General features: G+C 68.3%; 15 protein-coding genes. 11 read left to right on the forward strand and 4 right to left on the reverse strand.

The window, feature by feature from the left end; translation table 11 throughout:
• The first annotated feature begins 42 nt into the window (after window positions 1–42).
• Window positions 43–684 carry a DUF924 family protein gene (locus tag VQ065_RS20400; protein ID WP_019371654.1) on the forward strand — a complete coding sequence of 214 codons (642 nt, stop codon included), beginning with the start codon at window positions 43–45 and terminating at the stop codon, window positions 682–684.
• Between the two features lie 23 nt (window positions 685–707).
• Here VQ065_RS20400 and VQ065_RS20405 read toward each other — a convergent pair whose 3' ends face one another.
• On the reverse strand, window positions 708–1598 hold the full coding sequence (locus VQ065_RS20405) for a LysR family transcriptional regulator (RefSeq protein ID WP_003090978.1): 891 nt from the start codon (window positions 1596–1598) through the stop codon (window positions 708–710).
• Window positions 1599–1689: 91 nt separating this feature from the next.
• Between VQ065_RS20405 and VQ065_RS20410 the strand changes: the two genes are divergently transcribed.
• Window positions 1690–2160: a multidrug/biocide efflux PACE transporter gene (locus tag VQ065_RS20410; protein ID WP_003110276.1), complete on the forward strand. Its 471-nt coding sequence runs from the start codon at window positions 1690–1692 to the stop codon at window positions 2158–2160.
• 8 nt (window positions 2161–2168) lie between these two features.
• On the opposite strand, the gene VQ065_RS20415 is transcribed toward VQ065_RS20410, so the two are convergent.
• Complete coding sequence (locus VQ065_RS20415) at window positions 2169–3080, reverse strand: response regulator (protein WP_003090981.1); 912 nt, start codon at window positions 3078–3080, stop codon at window positions 2169–2171.
• 1 nt (window position 3081) lies between these two features.
• On the reverse strand, window positions 3082–4383 hold the full coding sequence (locus VQ065_RS20420; RefSeq protein ID WP_003090982.1) for a sensor histidine kinase: 1302 nt from the start codon (window positions 4381–4383) through the stop codon (window positions 3082–3084).
• Window positions 4384–4619: 236 nt separating this feature from the next.
• Between VQ065_RS20420 and VQ065_RS20425 the strand changes: the two genes are divergently transcribed.
• Together VQ065_RS20425 and VQ065_RS20430 are read left to right on the forward strand one after the other, a co-directional pair.
• Window positions 4620–4787, forward strand: coding sequence for a DUF2897 family protein (locus VQ065_RS20425; RefSeq protein ID WP_003090984.1), 168 nt, complete (start codon window positions 4620–4622; stop codon window positions 4785–4787).
• 232 nt (window positions 4788–5019) lie between these two features.
• On the forward strand, window positions 5020–5784 hold the full coding sequence (locus VQ065_RS20430) for a CPBP family intramembrane glutamic endopeptidase (protein WP_003090986.1): 765 nt from the start codon (window positions 5020–5022) through the stop codon (window positions 5782–5784).
• Here VQ065_RS20430 and atuR read toward each other — a convergent pair whose 3' ends face one another.
• A complete protein-coding gene (gene atuR, locus VQ065_RS20435) occupies window positions 5785–6408 on the reverse strand; it encodes an atu genes transcriptional repressor AtuR (protein WP_003114740.1) in 624 nt (207 codons plus the stop codon).
• A gap of 253 nt (window positions 6409–6661) precedes the next feature.
• Between atuR and VQ065_RS20440 the strand changes: the two genes are divergently transcribed.
• The 7 genes from VQ065_RS20440 (at window position 6662) to VQ065_RS20470 (ending at window position 16032) form a co-directional block, all read left to right on the forward strand.
• Window positions 6662–8464, forward strand: a complete 1803-nt coding sequence (locus tag VQ065_RS20440) for an acyclic terpene utilization AtuA family protein (protein WP_003090990.1) — start codon at window positions 6662–6664, stop codon at window positions 8462–8464.
• 72 nt (window positions 8465–8536) lie between these two features.
• Entirely contained in the window at window positions 8537–9415 is an 879-nt protein-coding gene (locus VQ065_RS20445; protein WP_003090991.1) for an SDR family oxidoreductase, read from the forward strand.
• A 1-nt stretch (window position 9416) separates the two neighbouring features.
• The gene (atuC, locus tag VQ065_RS20450) at window positions 9417–11033 is read left to right on the forward strand and encodes a geranyl-CoA carboxylase subunit beta (protein ID WP_003090993.1); all 1617 of its coding nucleotides are present in this window, start codon (window positions 9417–9419) and stop codon (window positions 11031–11033) included.
• Window positions 11034–11149: 116 nt separating this feature from the next.
• A complete protein-coding gene (gene atuD, locus VQ065_RS20455; protein ID WP_003101733.1) occupies window positions 11150–12310 on the forward strand; it encodes a citronellyl-CoA dehydrogenase in 1161 nt (386 codons plus the stop codon).
• Between the two features lie 20 nt (window positions 12311–12330).
• Window positions 12331–13125, forward strand: a complete 795-nt coding sequence (gene atuE / locus VQ065_RS20460; RefSeq protein WP_003090995.1) for an isohexenylglutaconyl-CoA hydratase — start codon at window positions 12331–12333, stop codon at window positions 13123–13125.
• A gap of 45 nt (window positions 13126–13170) precedes the next feature.
• On the forward strand, window positions 13171–15156 hold the full coding sequence (gene atuF, locus VQ065_RS20465; protein WP_003090996.1) for a geranyl-CoA carboxylase subunit apha: 1986 nt from the start codon (window positions 13171–13173) through the stop codon (window positions 15154–15156).
• Between the two features lie 51 nt (window positions 15157–15207).
• Window positions 15208–16032 (forward strand): SDR family oxidoreductase, encoded by an 825-nt coding sequence (locus tag VQ065_RS20470; protein WP_003090997.1) that lies wholly within the window; start codon window positions 15208–15210, stop codon window positions 16030–16032.
• Window positions 16033–16087 lie beyond the last annotated feature (55 nt).

The following is a 16087-nucleotide window of genomic DNA, read 5'->3' on the forward strand; positions in this document are numbered from 1 at the left end:
CAGGCCCCTTCTCTCTATTCGGGATGGCTGGACAGTCTATCCATGCCACCCACGTTTATCCAAAGAACCCGGACCAATAGCCTGGAGTCCCTACTCTACTTCCTGGATCCGCAGATGCCCCATGCAGCGCTTTTGCCTCCTCCCAGCGCGTCCCCGCTGCCGGAAGTGGTCGGTTTCTGGCGCGATGCCGGCCCTACCCTCTGGTTCGCCAGGAACGCCGATTTCGACCGGCGCTTCCGCGAGCGCTTCGCCCACCTCTACGAGCTTGCCTGCGCCAACGCGCTGCGCCCGGCTGCCGGTGAAGCCGAGGACCATCTCGGCCTGCTGTTGCTGCTCGACCAGTACCCGCGCAACGCCTTCCGTGGAACCCCGCGCATGTACGCCAGCGACGCCCAAGCGCGGCGCTGGGCGGAGCGGGCTCTGGGACAAGGCCTCGACCGCCAGGTCGGGGACGCGCTGCGGCTGTTCTTCTACCTGCCGTTCGCCCATGCCGAGAACCTTGCCGACCAGGATCGCTCGGTAGCGCTGAACCACGGACTCGGCCAGCCCTTCCTCGCCCACGCTCGTGAGCATCGCGAGATCATCCGCCGCTTCGGGCGCTTTCCCCATCGCAATCCGATCCTCGGTCGCCTGTCCAGCGCCGAGGAACTCGCCTTCCTCGCCGCCGGCGGCTTCGCCGGCTGAACCGGGGCTCAGCCGGCCCCTCCCTAGATAGGCAGGTCGCGATCCAGCAAGCGGTCCAGCAACCAGTTGGCCGCCGGTCCCAACGGCCGCTGCCGCGACCAGACCACATCCACCGCCTGGCTGCGCGGCCAGCCGGACACCGGCAACTCCTTCAGCCGCCCGTTGGCGTAGCCGCTGACCAGCCAGCGCGGCAGCTCGGCCCAACCGAAGCCGTGGGTGGCCATTTCCAGCAGCAACAGGTAGTTGGGCGCCGACCAGCAGCGCCCGCCGCTGGACGGCAGGCCGTCGTTGATCGCCGCGCCGGTCTCGCTATAGGTGTTCAGGCGCAGCAGACGCCATTCGGAAAGGTCACGCTCGCTGACCCGCTCCAGGCCCGCCAGCGGATGGTCGACGGCGGCGAACAGGCCGAACTCGGCACGCTCGGCGACCGCCGCCACGCCCAGCTCCGGCGGGTAGTGCGGCTGCGCGGCGAGCAGGCCGAGGGTGGCGCGGCCGCGGCTGACCTGGGCGATCACGTCCTGGTCCTCGGCGATCAGGCATTCGAACTCCAGCTCAGGGTAACGCTCGTCCAGTTCGGCCAGGCGCGCCTCGTAGCGCGCCGAATGGTAGGTGTCGGATAGCGCCAGGGTCACCCGTGGCTCCGAGCCGCCGGCGAGCAGCGCGGCGACCCGGCGCAGGCGGTCGGATGCGCCGAGGACCTCCTCGACCCGTCCCAGCAGGGTGCGCCCGGCCTCGGTCAGTTGCGGCTGGCGGCCACTGCGATCGAAGAGTTCCAGGCCGAGGTCGATCTCCAGCCGGGCAATGGCCTCGCTGACGGTCGACTGGCTCTTGCCCAGCTTGCGCGCGGCGGCGCTGAAGGAGCCGAGGGAAACGGCCTGGACGAAGGCCTCGAGGGATTCGGGCGACAAATGCATATCGGTTTTTCCGATGGTATCCAACTTAACCCTATCCCAAAGACCGATGACAATACAGCCCGACTTCAACGACGAACCGGGAGCGTTCGCCATGACCCACACCCACACCGCCCTCGACAAGACTCTCAAGGAGCGGATCTTCCACGCCCTGGCCTTCGAGGGCCTGGCCGTCCTCCTCACCGCGCCGGTGCTGTCGCTGGTGATGAACAAGCCCCTGGCGCACATGGGTGCGCTGACGCTGATGTTCTCCACCGTGGCGATGCTCTGGAACATGCTTTTCAACAGCCTCTTCGACCGCGCCCAGCGGCGCATGGGCTTCCAGCGCACCCTGCAGGTCCGGGTGCTGCATGCGATGCTCTTCGAGCTGGGCCTGATCGTGGTGCTGGTACCGCTGGCCGCCTGGTGGCTGTCGATCGGACTGGTCGAGGCGTTCCTCCTCGACATGGGCCTGATCCTGTTCTTCCTGCCCTACACCATGGCCTTCAACTGGAGCTACGACGTACTCCGCGCACGCCTGGTGGAAAGCCGCCAGACCAAGGCCGCCGGTTGCGACGCCGGCTAGGCCGGCGTTCAGGCCGTCAGCCGCTCGCGCAGGCGGCCGAGCATACCGAGCAGGCTGCCGACCCGTTCCTTCTCGCGCTCGTCGCGCGGCACCTCGGCCAGCCGGTCGACCTCCGGCAGGCTTCGCCCGCGCCACAACAAGGCCTGCTCGGCGGCCGCCTTCAGGCCTTTCTCGAACAATCCCCTGCGGATCGGCTTGGGCAGGTAGCGGAATATCTGCGCCTGGTTGATCAGCTCGAGCAGGGCCTGGGTGTCGCGGAACGGCGTAACCACCAGGCTGAGCAGGCGCGGATGGGCCTGGGCCAGGGATTTCAGCAGCGGCGCGGTATGCTCCCCGGCCAGCTTCAGGTCGCTGACCAGCACCTCCACCGGTTCGGTGTTCAGCCACACCAGCGCCTCGGCCAGGTTGCGCGCGCGCAGCAGGCGATGCCCGCCGGCATGGCAGAAGGCCCCGACGCAGTCCAGGGTTTCCGGGTCGTCGTCGAGCAGCAGCACGCTCAGCGGCGCCGCCAGCGTGGCCGCGGGCGGTGCCGGCAGACCCTGGCGGCTGGCGATCTCCGCCGCCTGGCGCAGGGTGAAGGCCATTTCCTGGGGATTCCAGGGCTTGGTCAGGTAGCGGAAGATGCCGCCGTCGTTGAGCGCGTCGACGGCGGCGTCGAGGTCGGAATAGCCGGTGAGGAGAATCCGCAGGGTCTCCGGATAGCGCTCGCGAGCCTGCGCCAGCAGTTCGGCGCCGCTCATCTGCGGCATGCGCTGGTCGCTGACCAGCACCTGTATCCGTTCCGTCTTCAGGCGCTCCAGGGCGCGCCGCGGGTCGCTCTCGGTGAGCACCTCGTAATGGCGGCGGAACTGCATGGCCAGGCTGCGCAGGATGCGCTCCTCGTCATCGACGAAGAGGATGCGGACGGGAGATGGGCTCATGTCAGGCGCTCCGTTTCAGTTCGCGGGCCTGCTCTCGCGGCAGGCTGATGAGGAAGCGGGTTCCGCGGCCCGGTTCGGAGGCCACGCGGATGGTCCCGCCATGTTGCTGGATGATCTTGTAGCTGATCGACAGGCCGAGCCCGGTGCCCTGCCCCACCGGCTTGGTGGTGAAGAACGGGTCGAAGATCCGCCCGAGGACCTCGGCGGGCATGCCCTTGCCGTTATCCTGCACGGAGAGGAACACCTGGCGCTCGTCGGCCCAGCTCTTCAGCAGGATGCGACCGAAACGCTCCATGGCCTGCGCGGCGTTGGTCAGCAGGTTCAGCAGCACCTGGTTGATCTGCGACGGCGCGCAGGCGATAAGCGGCAGCTCGCCGAGCTGGCTGCTGATCTCGGCCTTGTCCTTGATGGCGGTGCGAGCGATCAGCACGGCGTTGCGCACGCAGTCGTTGAGGTCGACCTCCTCGCTGAAGGCGCGGTCCAGGCGGGCGAAGTCCTTGAGCCCGGAAACCAGCTCGCCGATCTGGCCGAGGCCGTAGCGGGTATCGACGAACAACTGCCGCAGGTCCTCGCGCAACTGTTCGACGGCGGCTTCGCGGCGCACCGCGTCGGCCGCCTGCAGCGCCTGCGCCAGGCGCGCTTCGTCGCAATTCGGGTCGCCCAGGCAGTCGACCAGCGCCGCCTGGGCATCGGCCAGGCGCAACAAGGGATCGCTCAGCTCCTCCAGCAGCGCCAGGTTGTTGCCGACGTAGCCGAGCGGCGTGTTCAGCTCGTGTGCGACCCCGGCCACCATCTGCCCGAGCGAAGCCATCTTTTCCGACTGCACCAGTTGCGCCTGGGACTCCTTGAGGTCCACCAGCGCCTTGCGCAGCACCCGGTTGCGCTGGGCGATGCGCGCCTCCATGGCCTTCAGCAGGTCGAGCACGGTGCCCAGGCCACGGTAGCGGCCCTCTTCGTCGACCAGGGCGAAGTCCTCGGTGATCGGATACTGCAGGCGACCGGTGACCTGCTGCGCCGCCTCTTCCAGGCTGGCGCCGAGGGAGACGCTGAGGGGCGCCCGGTTCATGACGTCGCGCACCGGATGGCGGCCCCAGAGGTCGCGGCCGAAACGCTGCATGAAGATGTCCTGGAGGGTGTAGCGGCTGACCAGGCCGAGGACCCGGCGCTCGTCGTCGACCACCGGCAGCGAGAGGAAGGCACGGTGCTCCGGCATCAGCAGGCGGTCGGCGACGTCGCTGATGCTTATCGCCGGAGTCAGGGGTTCCACCGGGCGCAACAGACGGGACAACGCGCTCGGAGACATCGGCAACCTCTCGCTGGCAGGCCCGGACGGGGCAATGAAGGGATACCCGCCAGTTAAGCAATGTCAGATTGCCAACATGTGACAGGCATCACGCCGACCAGGCTCAGCGCTTTCTCCGCCCGCAACTTCCAAGCGCCGCCGGGAGTCTCAACCACAGGACCTCGCGCCGGAACGTTGCCTGACAGAAAGGCAAACCCGGCGTATGGTGAACATTCATATCGATGAGGGAGAACAACATGCCCTGGTACGCCTGGTTGATCATCGTCCTCGCCCTGGGCTCCATCGTCGGCGGACTCCTGCTGCTGCGCGACTCGGCGAAGAAGCTGCCGTTGAGCGAGGAACAGCTCAAACGCATCCATGAACGCAACGCCGAGCTGGACGCGCAGGAGGCGAAGGACCGCTGAACCTATTGGCCTGCCGGCGGGTCACTAGGTCTCGTAGGAAAACCCCGGCAGGCGAAAAACCGGCGAGGCGAAGGCTCGCGTGGCGGAGTCATGCGGGCCGCGCATGGTTTTTCCTGCGCAACCTGGGGTTCGTTCCCCGTGTGTTTCCCTCTGGCAGAAGGTCCGTTCCTTGCGCTTTTCCCATCCGCGGGTCGAAATGCCTTTAGAATCCCTCCTTTAAACGGGAGGCTGCATGCTCGGGCGTCTGATACCGCTTCTACCCATTCTGTTCCTGCTCGGGGGCTTCTTCACCGGGCACATCGCGCTGCTGACGGCGGTCATCGTCCTGCTCTACATCATCTGGGTGACCTACGCCGAACGCTGGCTGCCGACCCTGCTCTGGTGGCCGGTGAGCCTCGCCGCCAGCGCCCTGATCGCCATCCACTACCTGCCCGGCTTCATTCCCCTGCGCCTGTTCCCCTGGGACCTGGCCAGCGCCAGCCCGCCGATCCAGATGATCTGGCTGCCCTGGGACAAGGCCCTGGTCGCCCTTACCCTGCTCGCCTGGTGGCTGCGCCGGCCGAAGCAGCCGCTGGTGTCGCTGGATATCACCGCGCTGGCCTTCTGCCTGACCTTCTTCGTGGTGCCGCTGCTGTCGATCATGACCAATGCCGCGAGCTGGCAGCCGAAGTGGCCGGATGCCTTCTGGTGGTGGCTGGTACTGAACGTCGGGGTGGTCTCCCTGGCCGAGGAGGCGTTCTTCCGCGGCCTGCTGCAAAGCCAGTTGATCCGCTGGTTCGGCGCCTGGCCGGGAATCATCGTCGCGACCCTCGCCTACGCCGCGCTGCACCTGCTGGTGAACCCGGTGTACGCGCTGCTGGCCGGGATCGCCGGGCTGGGCTACGGCATGGTCCTGCACTTCAGCGGGCGGCTGTCCCTGGCGGTGCTGCTGCACGCTTCGATCAACACCCTGCACTTCCTCCTGCTGAGCTACCCGTTCCGCCTGATCTCCGAGTGATCAGGCGTTCTTGATCACCAGCGCCAGGGCCTCCTCGGCGAGCTGGTCGAGACTCATCGGTCCTTCCGGACGGAACCAGGTGGTGGTCCAGGACAGCGCGCCGGTGAGGAAGCGCCGCAGGATGAACGGATCGCCCTGGCAATAGCCGGCCAGCCGCGCCTCCCCCAGCACGTCGAGCCACATCTGCTCGTAGATGTCGCGCAGGCCGAGGATGTACGCCTGGCCTTCGGCGGACAGCGAGCGCCACTCGTAGACCAGCACCGCCATCGCCTCGCCGGTGCCGCCCATGATCGATTGCAGCTCGCAGCGGATCAGTCCCAGCACCCGCTCGCGCAGGTCCTCGGCGTCGGCCAGGGCGGCGCGCATCAGGGCGGTGTTGTAGAGGATGGTCTCTTCCATCACCGAGCGCAGGATCTCGTCCTTGCTCTTGAAGTGATGGAAGATGCTGCCCGACTGGATGCCCACCGCGCTGGCCAGGTCGCGCACCGTGGTGCGTTCGTAGCCTTTGCTGCGGAACAGGTGGGCGGCGGTCTGCAGCAGCTTGCCGCGGGCGCTTTCCGGATCGGTGAGCTGTCCGGTAGCCACCAGCTCCAGCATCACTTCCCGGGCTTTCTGATCGTCCAACGCTGAGTACCCCTTTTCCGGATCGTCGGCGGCTCGGTGCCGCTCATCCGCGCGCCCGGCCGCTCCGTATTTGCCGACCGGCCTCGGGATTGCCCCGCAAGTGCTTGTCGGCATTCATGAAATGTATGCCTGCGAAGACGACCGAGCAAGCGCTTGGGTAACAGCCGAGAACGGATTTGTTTCCGCCCTCTTCTCAACCAAGCGCTTGCTTGGTAATGTCGCCCCACACTTCCGCCGTCACGGGTCAAGAACAATGCAAAAGACCGTACGCATCGGCTGCGCCTCGGCCTTCTGGGGCGACACCTGCACCGCGGCCGCGCAGCTGGTGCGCGGCGCGCCGCTGGACTACCTGGTGTTCGACTACCTGGCCGAGATCACCATGTCGATCATGGCCGGCGCCCGCCTGAAACAGCCGGACGCCGGCTACGCCACCGACTTCGTCGAGGTCCTCGCACCACTGCTGGGCGAGATCGCCGAGAAGAAGATCCGCGTCATCAGCAACGCTGGCGGGATCAATCCGCAGGCCTGTGCCGCCACCCTCGCCGCGGCCTGCGAGAAGGCCGGGGTGCAGTTGAAGATCGCCGTGCTCCATGGCGACAACCTGCAAGCGCGCCAGGCCGAACTGGCCAAGTCCGGCATCCGCGAGATGTTCAGCGACGCGCCTTTCCCGCCGATGTGCGTCTCGCTCAACGCCTACCTCGGCGCGCCGGGCATCGTCGAGGCCCTGCGCCTGGGCGCGGACATCGTGATCACCGGCCGGGTGGTCGACAGCGCGGTGGTCAGCGCCGCCCTGGTGCACGAGTTCGGCTGGGCCTGGGACGACTACGACCGACTGGCCCAGGCCGCCCTCGCCGGGCACATCGTCGAATGCGGCGCGCAATGCACCGGCGGCAATTTCACCGACTGGGAGCAGGTGCCGGACTACGAGCACATCGGCTTCCCCATCGTCGAGGTCGAGGCCGACGGGCGCTTCGTAGTGACCAAGGCGCCCGGCACCGGTGGCCTGGTCAGCGAACTGAGCGTCGGCGAACAGATGCTCTACGAGATCGGCGACCCACGCGCCTACCTGCTGCCCGACGTGGTCTGCGACTTCACCGAGGTGCGCCTGCGCCAGGCCGGTCCCGACCGGGTCGCGGTGGAAGGCGCGCGCGGCCTGCCGCCCACCGACCGGTACAAGGTCAGCGCCACCTATCCGGACGGTTTCCGCTGCACCGCCAGTTGCCTGATCGCCGGCATCGATGCGCTGAAGAAGGCCGAGCGGGTCAGCCAGGCGATCATCGCCAGGACCGAGGAAATCTTCGCCGAGCGCGGCTGGGAGCCCTACCGCGAGGTCAATGTCGAACTGCTCGGCAGCGAAGCCACCTATGGTCCCCATGGGCGACGGCAGGACAGCCGCGAAGTGGTGGTCAAGCTGGCCGTCCGGCATCCGCGCAAGGAAGCCCTGGTGCTGTTCTCCCGCGAGATCGCCCAGGCCGCCACCGGGATGGCGCCCGGCCTGACCGGCATCGTCGGCGGCCGGCCGACGGTGTATCCGGTGATCCGCCTGTTCTCTTTCCTGATCGACAAGGCGCAATGCGCGTTGAGCGTGGAGATCGACGGCCAGCGCCATCCGCTGGAACTGCCGGTCCTCGAAGCCTTCGACCCGGCACGATTGGCCGAGGCGCGCCAGCCGCCACGCCCGGAGCAGCCCGCCAGCGCCAGCGTGCCGCTGGTGAAGCTGGCGGTGGCGCGCTCCGGCGACAAGGGCAACCACAGCAACATCGGGGTCATGGCGCGGCGTCCGGAGTACCTGCCGTGGATCGCCGAGGCGCTGGAGGAAGGCGCGGTGGTGGACTGGATGCAGCATGTGCTCGACCCGCAGACCGGCCGGGTCGGCCGCTGGTACCTGCCGGGCAGCCACAGCCTGAACTTCCTGCTGGAGAACGCCCTCGGCGGCGGCGGCGTCGCCAGCCTGCGCATCGACCCGCAGGGCAAGGCCTTCGCCCAGCAGTTGCTGGAGTTCCCGGTGGCGGTGCCGCAGGCGCTCGCCGACGCGCTGGAAACGCAGGGCAGATAACCACGACCAGGAACGACGAATGCGGCGTTCCGCTGCAACCACCCCACGGGATTCATCGGAGTCACCAGAACAATGAGCTACGACTCGATCTTCCGACCTGGCCTGTTCGACGGCCAGACCATCATCGTCACCGGCGGCGGCAGCGGCATCGGCCGCTGCACCGCCCATGAGCTGGCGGCCCTCGGCGCCCACGTGGTGCTGGTCGGACGCAAGGCGGAAAAGCTGGAGAAGACCGCCGGCGAGATCGTCGAAGACGGCGGCAGCGTCAGCTGGCACGCCTGCGACATCCGCGAGGAGGAAGCGGTGAAGACGCTGGTGGCGAATATCCTGGCCGAACGCGGGACCATCCATCACCTGGTCAACAACGCCGGCGGCCAGTATCCCTCGCCCCTCGCCTCGATCAGCCAGAAGGGCTTCGAGACCGTGCTCCGCACCAACCTGGTCGGCGGCTTCCTGGTCGCCCGCGAAGTGTTCAACCAGTCGATGAGCAAGACCGGCGGCAGCATCGTCAACATGCTCGCCGACATGTGGGGCGGCATGCCCGGCATGGGTCACTCCGGCGCCGCACGCTCCGGCATGGAGAATTTCACCAGGACCGCCGCCGTCGAGTGGGGCCATGCCGGCGTGCGGGTCAACGCGGTGGCGCCGGGCTGGATCGCGTCCAGCGGCATGGATACCTACGAAGGCGCGTTCAAGGCGGTGATCCCGACCCTGCGCGAGCACGTGCCGCTCAAGCGCATCGGCAGCGAGTCGGAAGTCGCCGCCGCCATCGTCTTCCTGCTCTCCCCCGGCGCCGCCTTCGTCAGCGGCAACACGATCCGCATCGACGGCGCCGCCAGCCAGGGCAGCCGCGCCTTCCCGCTATTCAAGGGCAAGCCGGGACAGAGCCGCGCGTACAACGGCTTCCACCGCGCCTACCTGCCCGACGTACTGAAGGACCAGGAGGACTGACATGCCCGCGATCCAGTCGGAACTCGACGTCAACGGCGAGGACTTCGCCCGCAACCGCGAGGCCATGCTCGCCGCCGTGGCCGGCTTCCGCGAGTTGGAGCAGAAGGTCCTGGACAAGGCCGCCGAGGCCAGGCCGAAGTTCGAGAAACGCGGCCAACTGCTGCCGCGCGAACGCCTGGCGCTGCTGCTCGACCCGGGCGCGCCGTTCCTCGAACTGTCCTCGCTGGCCGGCTACAAGCTGCACGACGACAAGGACGGCACCCAGGCCGGCGGCGGGATCATCGCCGGGATCGGCTACATCGCCGGGGTGCGCTGCCTGGTCAGCGCCAGCAACAGCGCGATCAAGGGCGGCACCATCTCCCCGACCGGGCTGAAGAAGACCCTGCGCCTGCAGCAGATCGCCATGGAGAACAAGCTGCCGGTGGTGACCCTCACCGAAAGCGGCGGCGCCAACCTCAACTATGCGGCGGAGATCTTCGTCGAAGGTGCGCGCGGCTTCGCCAACCAGGCGCGGATCTCCGCCATGGGCATTCCCCAGGTCACCGTGGTGCATGGCTCCAGCACCGCCGGCGGTGCCTACCAGCCGGGGCTGTCGGACTACGTGGTGGTGGTGCGCGGCAAGGCCAAGATGTTCCTCGCCGGGCCGCCGTTGCTCAAGGCCGCCACCGGCGAGATCGCCAGCGACGAGGAACTCGGCGGAGCCGAACTGCACGCGCAGGTCGCCGGCACCGCGGAATACCTGGCGGAAAACGACGCCGACGGCGTGCGCCTGGCCCGCGAGATCGTCGGCATGTTGCCGTGGAACGCACAACTGCCGGCGCGCCCGGCGCGTTCCTGGCGCGAACCGCTGTACCCGGTGGAGGAGCTGCTCGGGGTGGTTCCGGCCGACCCGAAGAAGCCCTACGACGTCCGCGAGATCGTCGCGCGCATCGCCGACGGCTCCGAGTTCCTCGACTTCAAGAACGAGTTCGACGGCCAGACCGTCTGTGGCCACCTGCGCATCGAGGGCCACGCCTGCGGCCTGATCGGCAACAACGGACCGATCACCCCGCAGGGCGCGGCCAAGGCGGCGCAGTTCATCCAGCTCTGCGAACAGAGCAACACGCCGCTGCTGTTCCTGCACAACACCACCGGCTTCATGGTCGGTACCGAGTCGGAGCGCCAGGGCGTGATCAAGCACGGCTCGAAGATGATCCAGGCGGTGGCCAACGCCCGCGTGCCCAAGCTGACCCTGGTGGTCGGCGGCTCCTACGGCGCCGGCAACTACGCGATGTGCGGACGCGGCCTCGACCCGCGCTTCATCTTCGCCTGGCCGAACAGTCGCACCGCGGTGATGGGCGGCGCCCAGGCCGGCAAGGTGCTGCGCATCGTCACCGAGGAGAAACACGCCAAGGAAGGCAAGGAAGCCGACCCGAAGATGCTCGACATGCTGGAAACCGTCACCGCGCAGAAGCTCGACAGCCAGTCCACCGCGCTTTACGGCACCGCCAGCCTGTGGGACGACGGCCTGGTCGACCCGCGCGACAGCCGCAGGCTGCTCGGCTACCTGCTGGATATCTGCGCGGAAGCCGAGGCGCGGCCGCTGAAGGGCAACAGCTTCGGGGTCGCGAGGTTCTGACTGAAACAGGCGAGCCGGCGACAGCCCCTCTCCCCGCTCTCCCTGAAGGAAGAGGGTTGGGAGAGAGCAAGCGGATCCTGCCGGAAAACAATGATGCCCAGGAGGAAAGACAACCCATGATCTTCACCCAGGAACACGAGGAACTCCGCCGCACCGTTCGCAGCTTCGTCGAGCGGGAAATCAACCCCAACGTCGACCAGTGGGAAAAGGACGGCCGCTTCCCGATCCACGAGATCTTCCGCAAGGCCGGCGAACTCGGCCTGCTGGGCATCTCCAAGCCGGAGAAGTTCGGCGGCATGGGCCTGGACTACAGCTACTCGATCGTCGCCGCCGAGGAATTCGGCAGCATCACCTGCGGCGGCATCCCGATGGCCATCGGCGTGCAGACCGACATGTGCACCCCGGCCCTGGCCCGCTTCGGTTCCGACGAGTTGCGCGAGGAGTTCCTCCGCCCGGCCATCGCCGGCGAGATGGTCGGCTGCATCGGCGTCTCCGAGGTCGGCGCCGGCTCCGACGTCGCCGGCCTGAAGACCACCGCGCGCAAGGACGGCGACGACTATGTGATCAACGGCAGCAAGATGTGGATCACCAACTCGCCGTCGGCCGACTTCATGTGCCTGCTCGCCAATACCTCCGACGACAAGCCGCACGTCAACAAGTCGTTGATCGTGGTCCCGATGAAGACCCCGGGCATTACCCTCAGTCCGCACCTGGACAAGCTCGGCATGCGCAGTTCGGAGACCGCCCAGGTGTTCTTCGATAACGTCCGCGTACCGCAGCGCAACCGCATCGGCGCGGAAGGTGCCGGCTTCATGATGCAGATGCTGCAGTTCCAGGAAGAACGGCTGTTCGGCGCGGCCAACATGATCAAGGGCCTGGAGCACTGCATCGACGTCACCATCGAGTATTGCAAGGAGCGCAGGACCTTCGGCCAGCCGCTGATCGACAACCAGGTCATCCACTTCCGCATGGCCGAGATGATGACCGAGGTCGAGGCGCTGCGCGCCCTGGTCTACCAGGCCACCGAGCTGTACGTGAAAGGCAGGGACGTGACGCGCCTAGCTTCCATGGCCAAGCTCAAGGCCGGCCGCCTCGGCCGCGAGGTCAGCGACGCCTGCCTGCAGTACTGGGGCGGCATGGGCTTCATGTGGGACAACCCGGTCTCCCGCGCCTACCGCGACACCCGCCTGGTATCCATCGGCGGCGGTGCCGACGAGATCATGCTCGGCATCATCTGCAAGCTGATGGGCATCCTGCCGGGCAAGAAGAAAGGCTGACGTTCCAGGAGGAAACCGGCATGAGCCTGCCGCATTGCGAGACCCTGCTGCTGGAACCCGTCGAGGGCGTCCTGCGGATCACCCTGAACCGCCCGCAAAGCCGCAACGCCATGAGCCTGGCGATGGTCGGCGAACTACGCGCGGTGCTCGCCGCCGTGCGCGACGACCGTAGCGTGCGGGCGCTGGTGCTGCGCGGCGCCGACGGGCACTTCTGCGCCGGCGGCGACATCAAGGACATGGCCGGTGCCCGCGCCGCCGGGGCGGAAGCCTACCGCACGCTGAACCGCGCCTTCGGCAGCCTGCTGGAGGAAGCCCAGGCCGCCCCGCAACTGCTGGTGGCGCTGGTGGAAGGCGCGGTGCTCGGCGGCGGTTTCGGCCTGGCCTGCGTGTCGGACGTAGCGATCGCCGCCGCCGATGCGCAGTTCGGCCTGCCGGAAACCAGCCTCGGCATTCTCCCGGCGCAGATCGCGCCTTTCGTGGTCCGCCGCATCGGCCTGACCCAGGCCCGCCGCCTGGCCCTCACCGCCGCCCGCTTCGACGGCCGCGAGGCGCTGCGCCTGGGCCTGGTGCATTTCTGCGAGGCCGACGCCGATGCCCTCGAACAGCGCCTGGAGGAAACCCTCGAGCAACTGCGCCGCTGCGCGCCGAACGCCAACGCCGCCACCAAGGCCCTGCTGCTGGCCAGCGAAAGCGGCGAACTCGGCGCTCTGCTGGACGATGCGGCGCGCCAGTTCGCCGAAGCGGTGGGCGGCGCCGAAGGCAGCGAAGGCACCCTGGCCTTCGTACAGAAACGCAAGCCGGTCTGGGCCCAGTGAGCCACGACCGCGAAACAGGGCAACAGCCTCCAGGAGCCGAACGACATGCCCAGCTTCAACAAGATCCTCGTCGCCAACCGCGGTGAAATCGCCTGCCGGGTGCTGCGCACCGCCCATGAACTGGGCTACCGCAGCGTCGCCGTGTACAGCGAGGCGGACGCCGACGCCCGCCATGTGCAACTGGCCGACGAGGCCGTGTGCATCGGCCCGGCAGCGGTGGCGCAGTCCTACCTGAACCTCGAGGCGATCCTTGACGCCGCCCGTCGCAGCGGCACCGAGGCGATCCACCCCGGCTACGGCTTCCTCTCCGAGAACGCCGAGTTCGCCCGTGCCTGCGAAGCCGCCGGGATCGTCTTCATCGGCCCGGATGCGGAAGCCATCCACCTGATGGGCAGCAAGCGCCTGTCGAAGATCGCCATGCTCGCCGCCGGGGTGCCGTGCATCCCCGGCTACGAAGGCGCCGAACAGGACGACGCGACCCTGCGGCGCGAGGCCGAACGCATCGGCTACCCGCTGATGATCAAGGCCAGCGCCGGCGGTGGCGGCCGCGGCATGCGCCTGGTGCAGGAACCCGGCCAACTGCTGGAACAGTTGCGCACCGCGCGCTCGGAAGCGCTGGGCGCCTTCGGCAGCGCCGAGCTGATCCTGGAGAGGGCCGTGCCGCGCCCGCGCCACGTGGAGATCCAGGTGTTCGGCGACCGCCACGGCAACCTGCTCTACCTCGGCGAACGCGACTGCTCGGTGCAGCGCCGCCACCAGAAGGTCATCGAGGAAGCCCCCTGCCCGGTGCTCGATGCCGACCTGCGTCGCGCCATGGGCGAGGCGGCGGTGAAGGCCGCGGCCTCGGTCAACTACGTGGGCGCCGGCACCGTCGAGTTTCTTCTCGGCGAGGATGGTCGCTTCTACTTCCTGGAGATGAATACCCGCCTGCAGGTCGAACACCCGGTCACCGAACTGGTCACCGGCCAGGACCTGGTGGCCTGGCAGATCCGCATCGCCGAGGGCCATCCGCTGCCGCTGCGGCAGGAGCAGGTGGAACTGCGCGGGCATGCCATCGAGGTCCGCCTCTACGCCGAGGACGCCGGTCGCGGCTTCCTGCCGCAGACCGGCACGGTGCTGCGCTGGGACCCGGAACTGCTGCCCGGCGTACGCATCGACCATGGCCTGGTCGAGGGGCAGGCGGTGACGCCCTTCTACGACCCGATGCTGGCCAAGCTGATCGCCTACGGGGCGTCCCGCGAAGAAGCCCGGCGCAAGCTGATCCGCGCGCTGGAGCGCTGCGTGCTGCTGGGGGTCGACGGCAACCAGCGGTTCCTCGCCAACCTCCTGGCGCATCCGGACTTCGCCGCCGGCGAGGCGACCACCGCCTTCATCGGCGAACGCTTCGCCGAAGACCCCAGCCTGCAACCGCGCCAGCCGGGCGCCGAGGAACTGGCCCTGGCCGCCGCCCTGCTCTACCAGGCCGGCGCCGAGGCCAGTGCGCACCAGCCCGGCCTGGCCGGCTGGCGCAGCGCCGCCGGGGCACCGTGGAAGATCGTCCTGAAGCACGCCGAACAGCGCCTGGAGATCGGCCTGGAGGTCCTCGAAAGCGGTCGCCGGCCGCGACTGCTGGCGCGCCTGGAGCGACGCGAGATCGCCGTGCGCCTGCTCGACTGCGACGGACGCTGGGCCAGCGCCGAACTCGACGGCATTCGCCGCCGCCACGCCTACCACCTGGACGGCGGGCGCCTCTGGCTATACGGCCACGGCGGCAACCTCGAACTGCTCGACGTCACCCACGCCGGCGCCAGCGCCCAGGTCGGCGCCAGTTCCGGCACGCTCAAGGCGCCGATGGACGGCGCCATCGTCGAGGTGCTGGTCGGCGAGGGCGAACGGGTCGGCAAGGGCCAACTGCTGCTGGTGCTGGAGGCAATGAAGATGGAACACCCGCTGAAGGCCGGAGTCGACGGCGTGGTCCGCCGCGTCCAGGTCGGCCGTGGCGAGCAGGTGCGCAACCGGCAGGTGCTGGTCGAGGTGGAAGCCGACGCCTGAGACAACCCGCCGCTCATCCGCAACGACAACGACAAGAAAACGGAGACGCCCATGTCACTGCACGGCAAGACCCTGTTCATCACCGGCGCCAGCCGCGGCATCGGCCGGGAGATAGCCCTGCGCGCCGCGCGCGATGGCGCCAACCTGGTGATCGCGGCGAAGAGCGCCGAGCCGCATCCGAAGCTGGAAGGCACCATCTTCAGCGTCGCCGCCGAGGTCGAGGCCGCCGGCGGCCAGGCCCTGCCGCTGCAACTCGACGTGCGCGACGAGCAGGCCGTGGCGGCGGCCATGGCCCGCGCCGCCGAACGCTTCGGCGGGATCGACGCGCTGGTCAACAACGCCGGGGCGATCCGCCTGGTCGGGGTGGAAAAGCTGGAGCCCAAGCGCTTCGACCTGATGTACCAGATCAACACCCGCGCGGTGCTGGTCTGCAGCCAGGCCGCCCTGCCCTACCTGCGCAGGAGCGCCAACGGCCACATCCTCAGCCTGTCGCCGCCGATCAACCTGGCCGGCAGGTGGTTCGCCCAGCACGGCCCCTACACGGTCACCAAGTACGGCATGAGCATGCTTACCCTGGGGATGCACGAGGAGTTCGGGAAATACGCCATCAGCGTCAACGCGCTGTGGCCGAAGACCATGATCGCCACCGCCGCCATCGAGTTCGAGCTGGGCAGCCATGACGCCTTCCGCCGCGCGCGCACCCCGGCGATCATGGCCGACGCCGCGCACGCCATTCTCACCAGCGAGGGGCGCAGCCTCAGCGGGCGCCTGCTGGTCGACGAGGAATTGCTGCGCGAGCGCGGCCAGAGCGATTTCGAGCAGTACCGCTACGACCCGGAGGGTGGCGCGCTGGTGCCCGACCTGTTCCTCGACTGAGGTCTCCGACGAAAGGCGCGCGGCGCTCTGCGGCGGGCTTCCGGGCTATTTGCCG

This window comes from Pseudomonas sp. KBN10P06128 (assembly GCF_037574945.1).
GTDB lineage: Bacteria > Pseudomonadota > Gammaproteobacteria > Pseudomonadales > Pseudomonadaceae > Pseudomonas > Pseudomonas aeruginosa.

Bases quoted from the DNA above. Each gene is read 5' to 3' on its own strand.
- VQ065_RS20400 (WP_019371654.1), top strand. From the start codon at position 43: ATGCCACCCACGTTTATCCAAAGAACCCGGACCAATAGCCTGGAGTCC.
- VQ065_RS20405 (WP_003090978.1), bottom strand. From the start codon at position 1,598: ATGCATTTGTCGCCCGAATCCCTCGAGGCCTTCGTCCAGGCCGTTTCC.
- VQ065_RS20410 (WP_003110276.1), top strand. From the start codon at position 1,690: ATGACCCACACCCACACCGCCCTCGACAAGACTCTCAAGGAGCGGATC.
- VQ065_RS20415 (WP_003090981.1), bottom strand. From the start codon at position 3,080: ATGAGCCCATCTCCCGTCCGCATCCTCTTCGTCGATGACGAGGAGCGC.
- VQ065_RS20420 (WP_003090982.1), bottom strand. From the start codon at position 4,383: ATGTCTCCGAGCGCGTTGTCCCGTCTGTTGCGCCCGGTGGAACCCCTG.
- VQ065_RS20425 (WP_003090984.1), top strand. From the start codon at position 4,620: ATGCCCTGGTACGCCTGGTTGATCATCGTCCTCGCCCTGGGCTCCATC.
- VQ065_RS20430 (WP_003090986.1), top strand. From the start codon at position 5,020: ATGCTCGGGCGTCTGATACCGCTTCTACCCATTCTGTTCCTGCTCGGG.
- VQ065_RS20440 (WP_003090990.1), top strand. From the start codon at position 6,662: ATGCAAAAGACCGTACGCATCGGCTGCGCCTCGGCCTTCTGGGGCGAC.
- VQ065_RS20445 (WP_003090991.1), top strand. From the start codon at position 8,537: ATGAGCTACGACTCGATCTTCCGACCTGGCCTGTTCGACGGCCAGACC.
- atuC (WP_003090993.1), top strand. From the start codon at position 9,417: ATGCCCGCGATCCAGTCGGAACTCGACGTCAACGGCGAGGACTTCGCC.
- atuD (WP_003101733.1), top strand. From the start codon at position 11,150: ATGATCTTCACCCAGGAACACGAGGAACTCCGCCGCACCGTTCGCAGC.
- atuE (WP_003090995.1), top strand. From the start codon at position 12,331: ATGAGCCTGCCGCATTGCGAGACCCTGCTGCTGGAACCCGTCGAGGGC.
- atuF (WP_003090996.1), top strand. From the start codon at position 13,171: ATGCCCAGCTTCAACAAGATCCTCGTCGCCAACCGCGGTGAAATCGCC.
- VQ065_RS20470 (WP_003090997.1), top strand. From the start codon at position 15,208: ATGTCACTGCACGGCAAGACCCTGTTCATCACCGGCGCCAGCCGCGGC.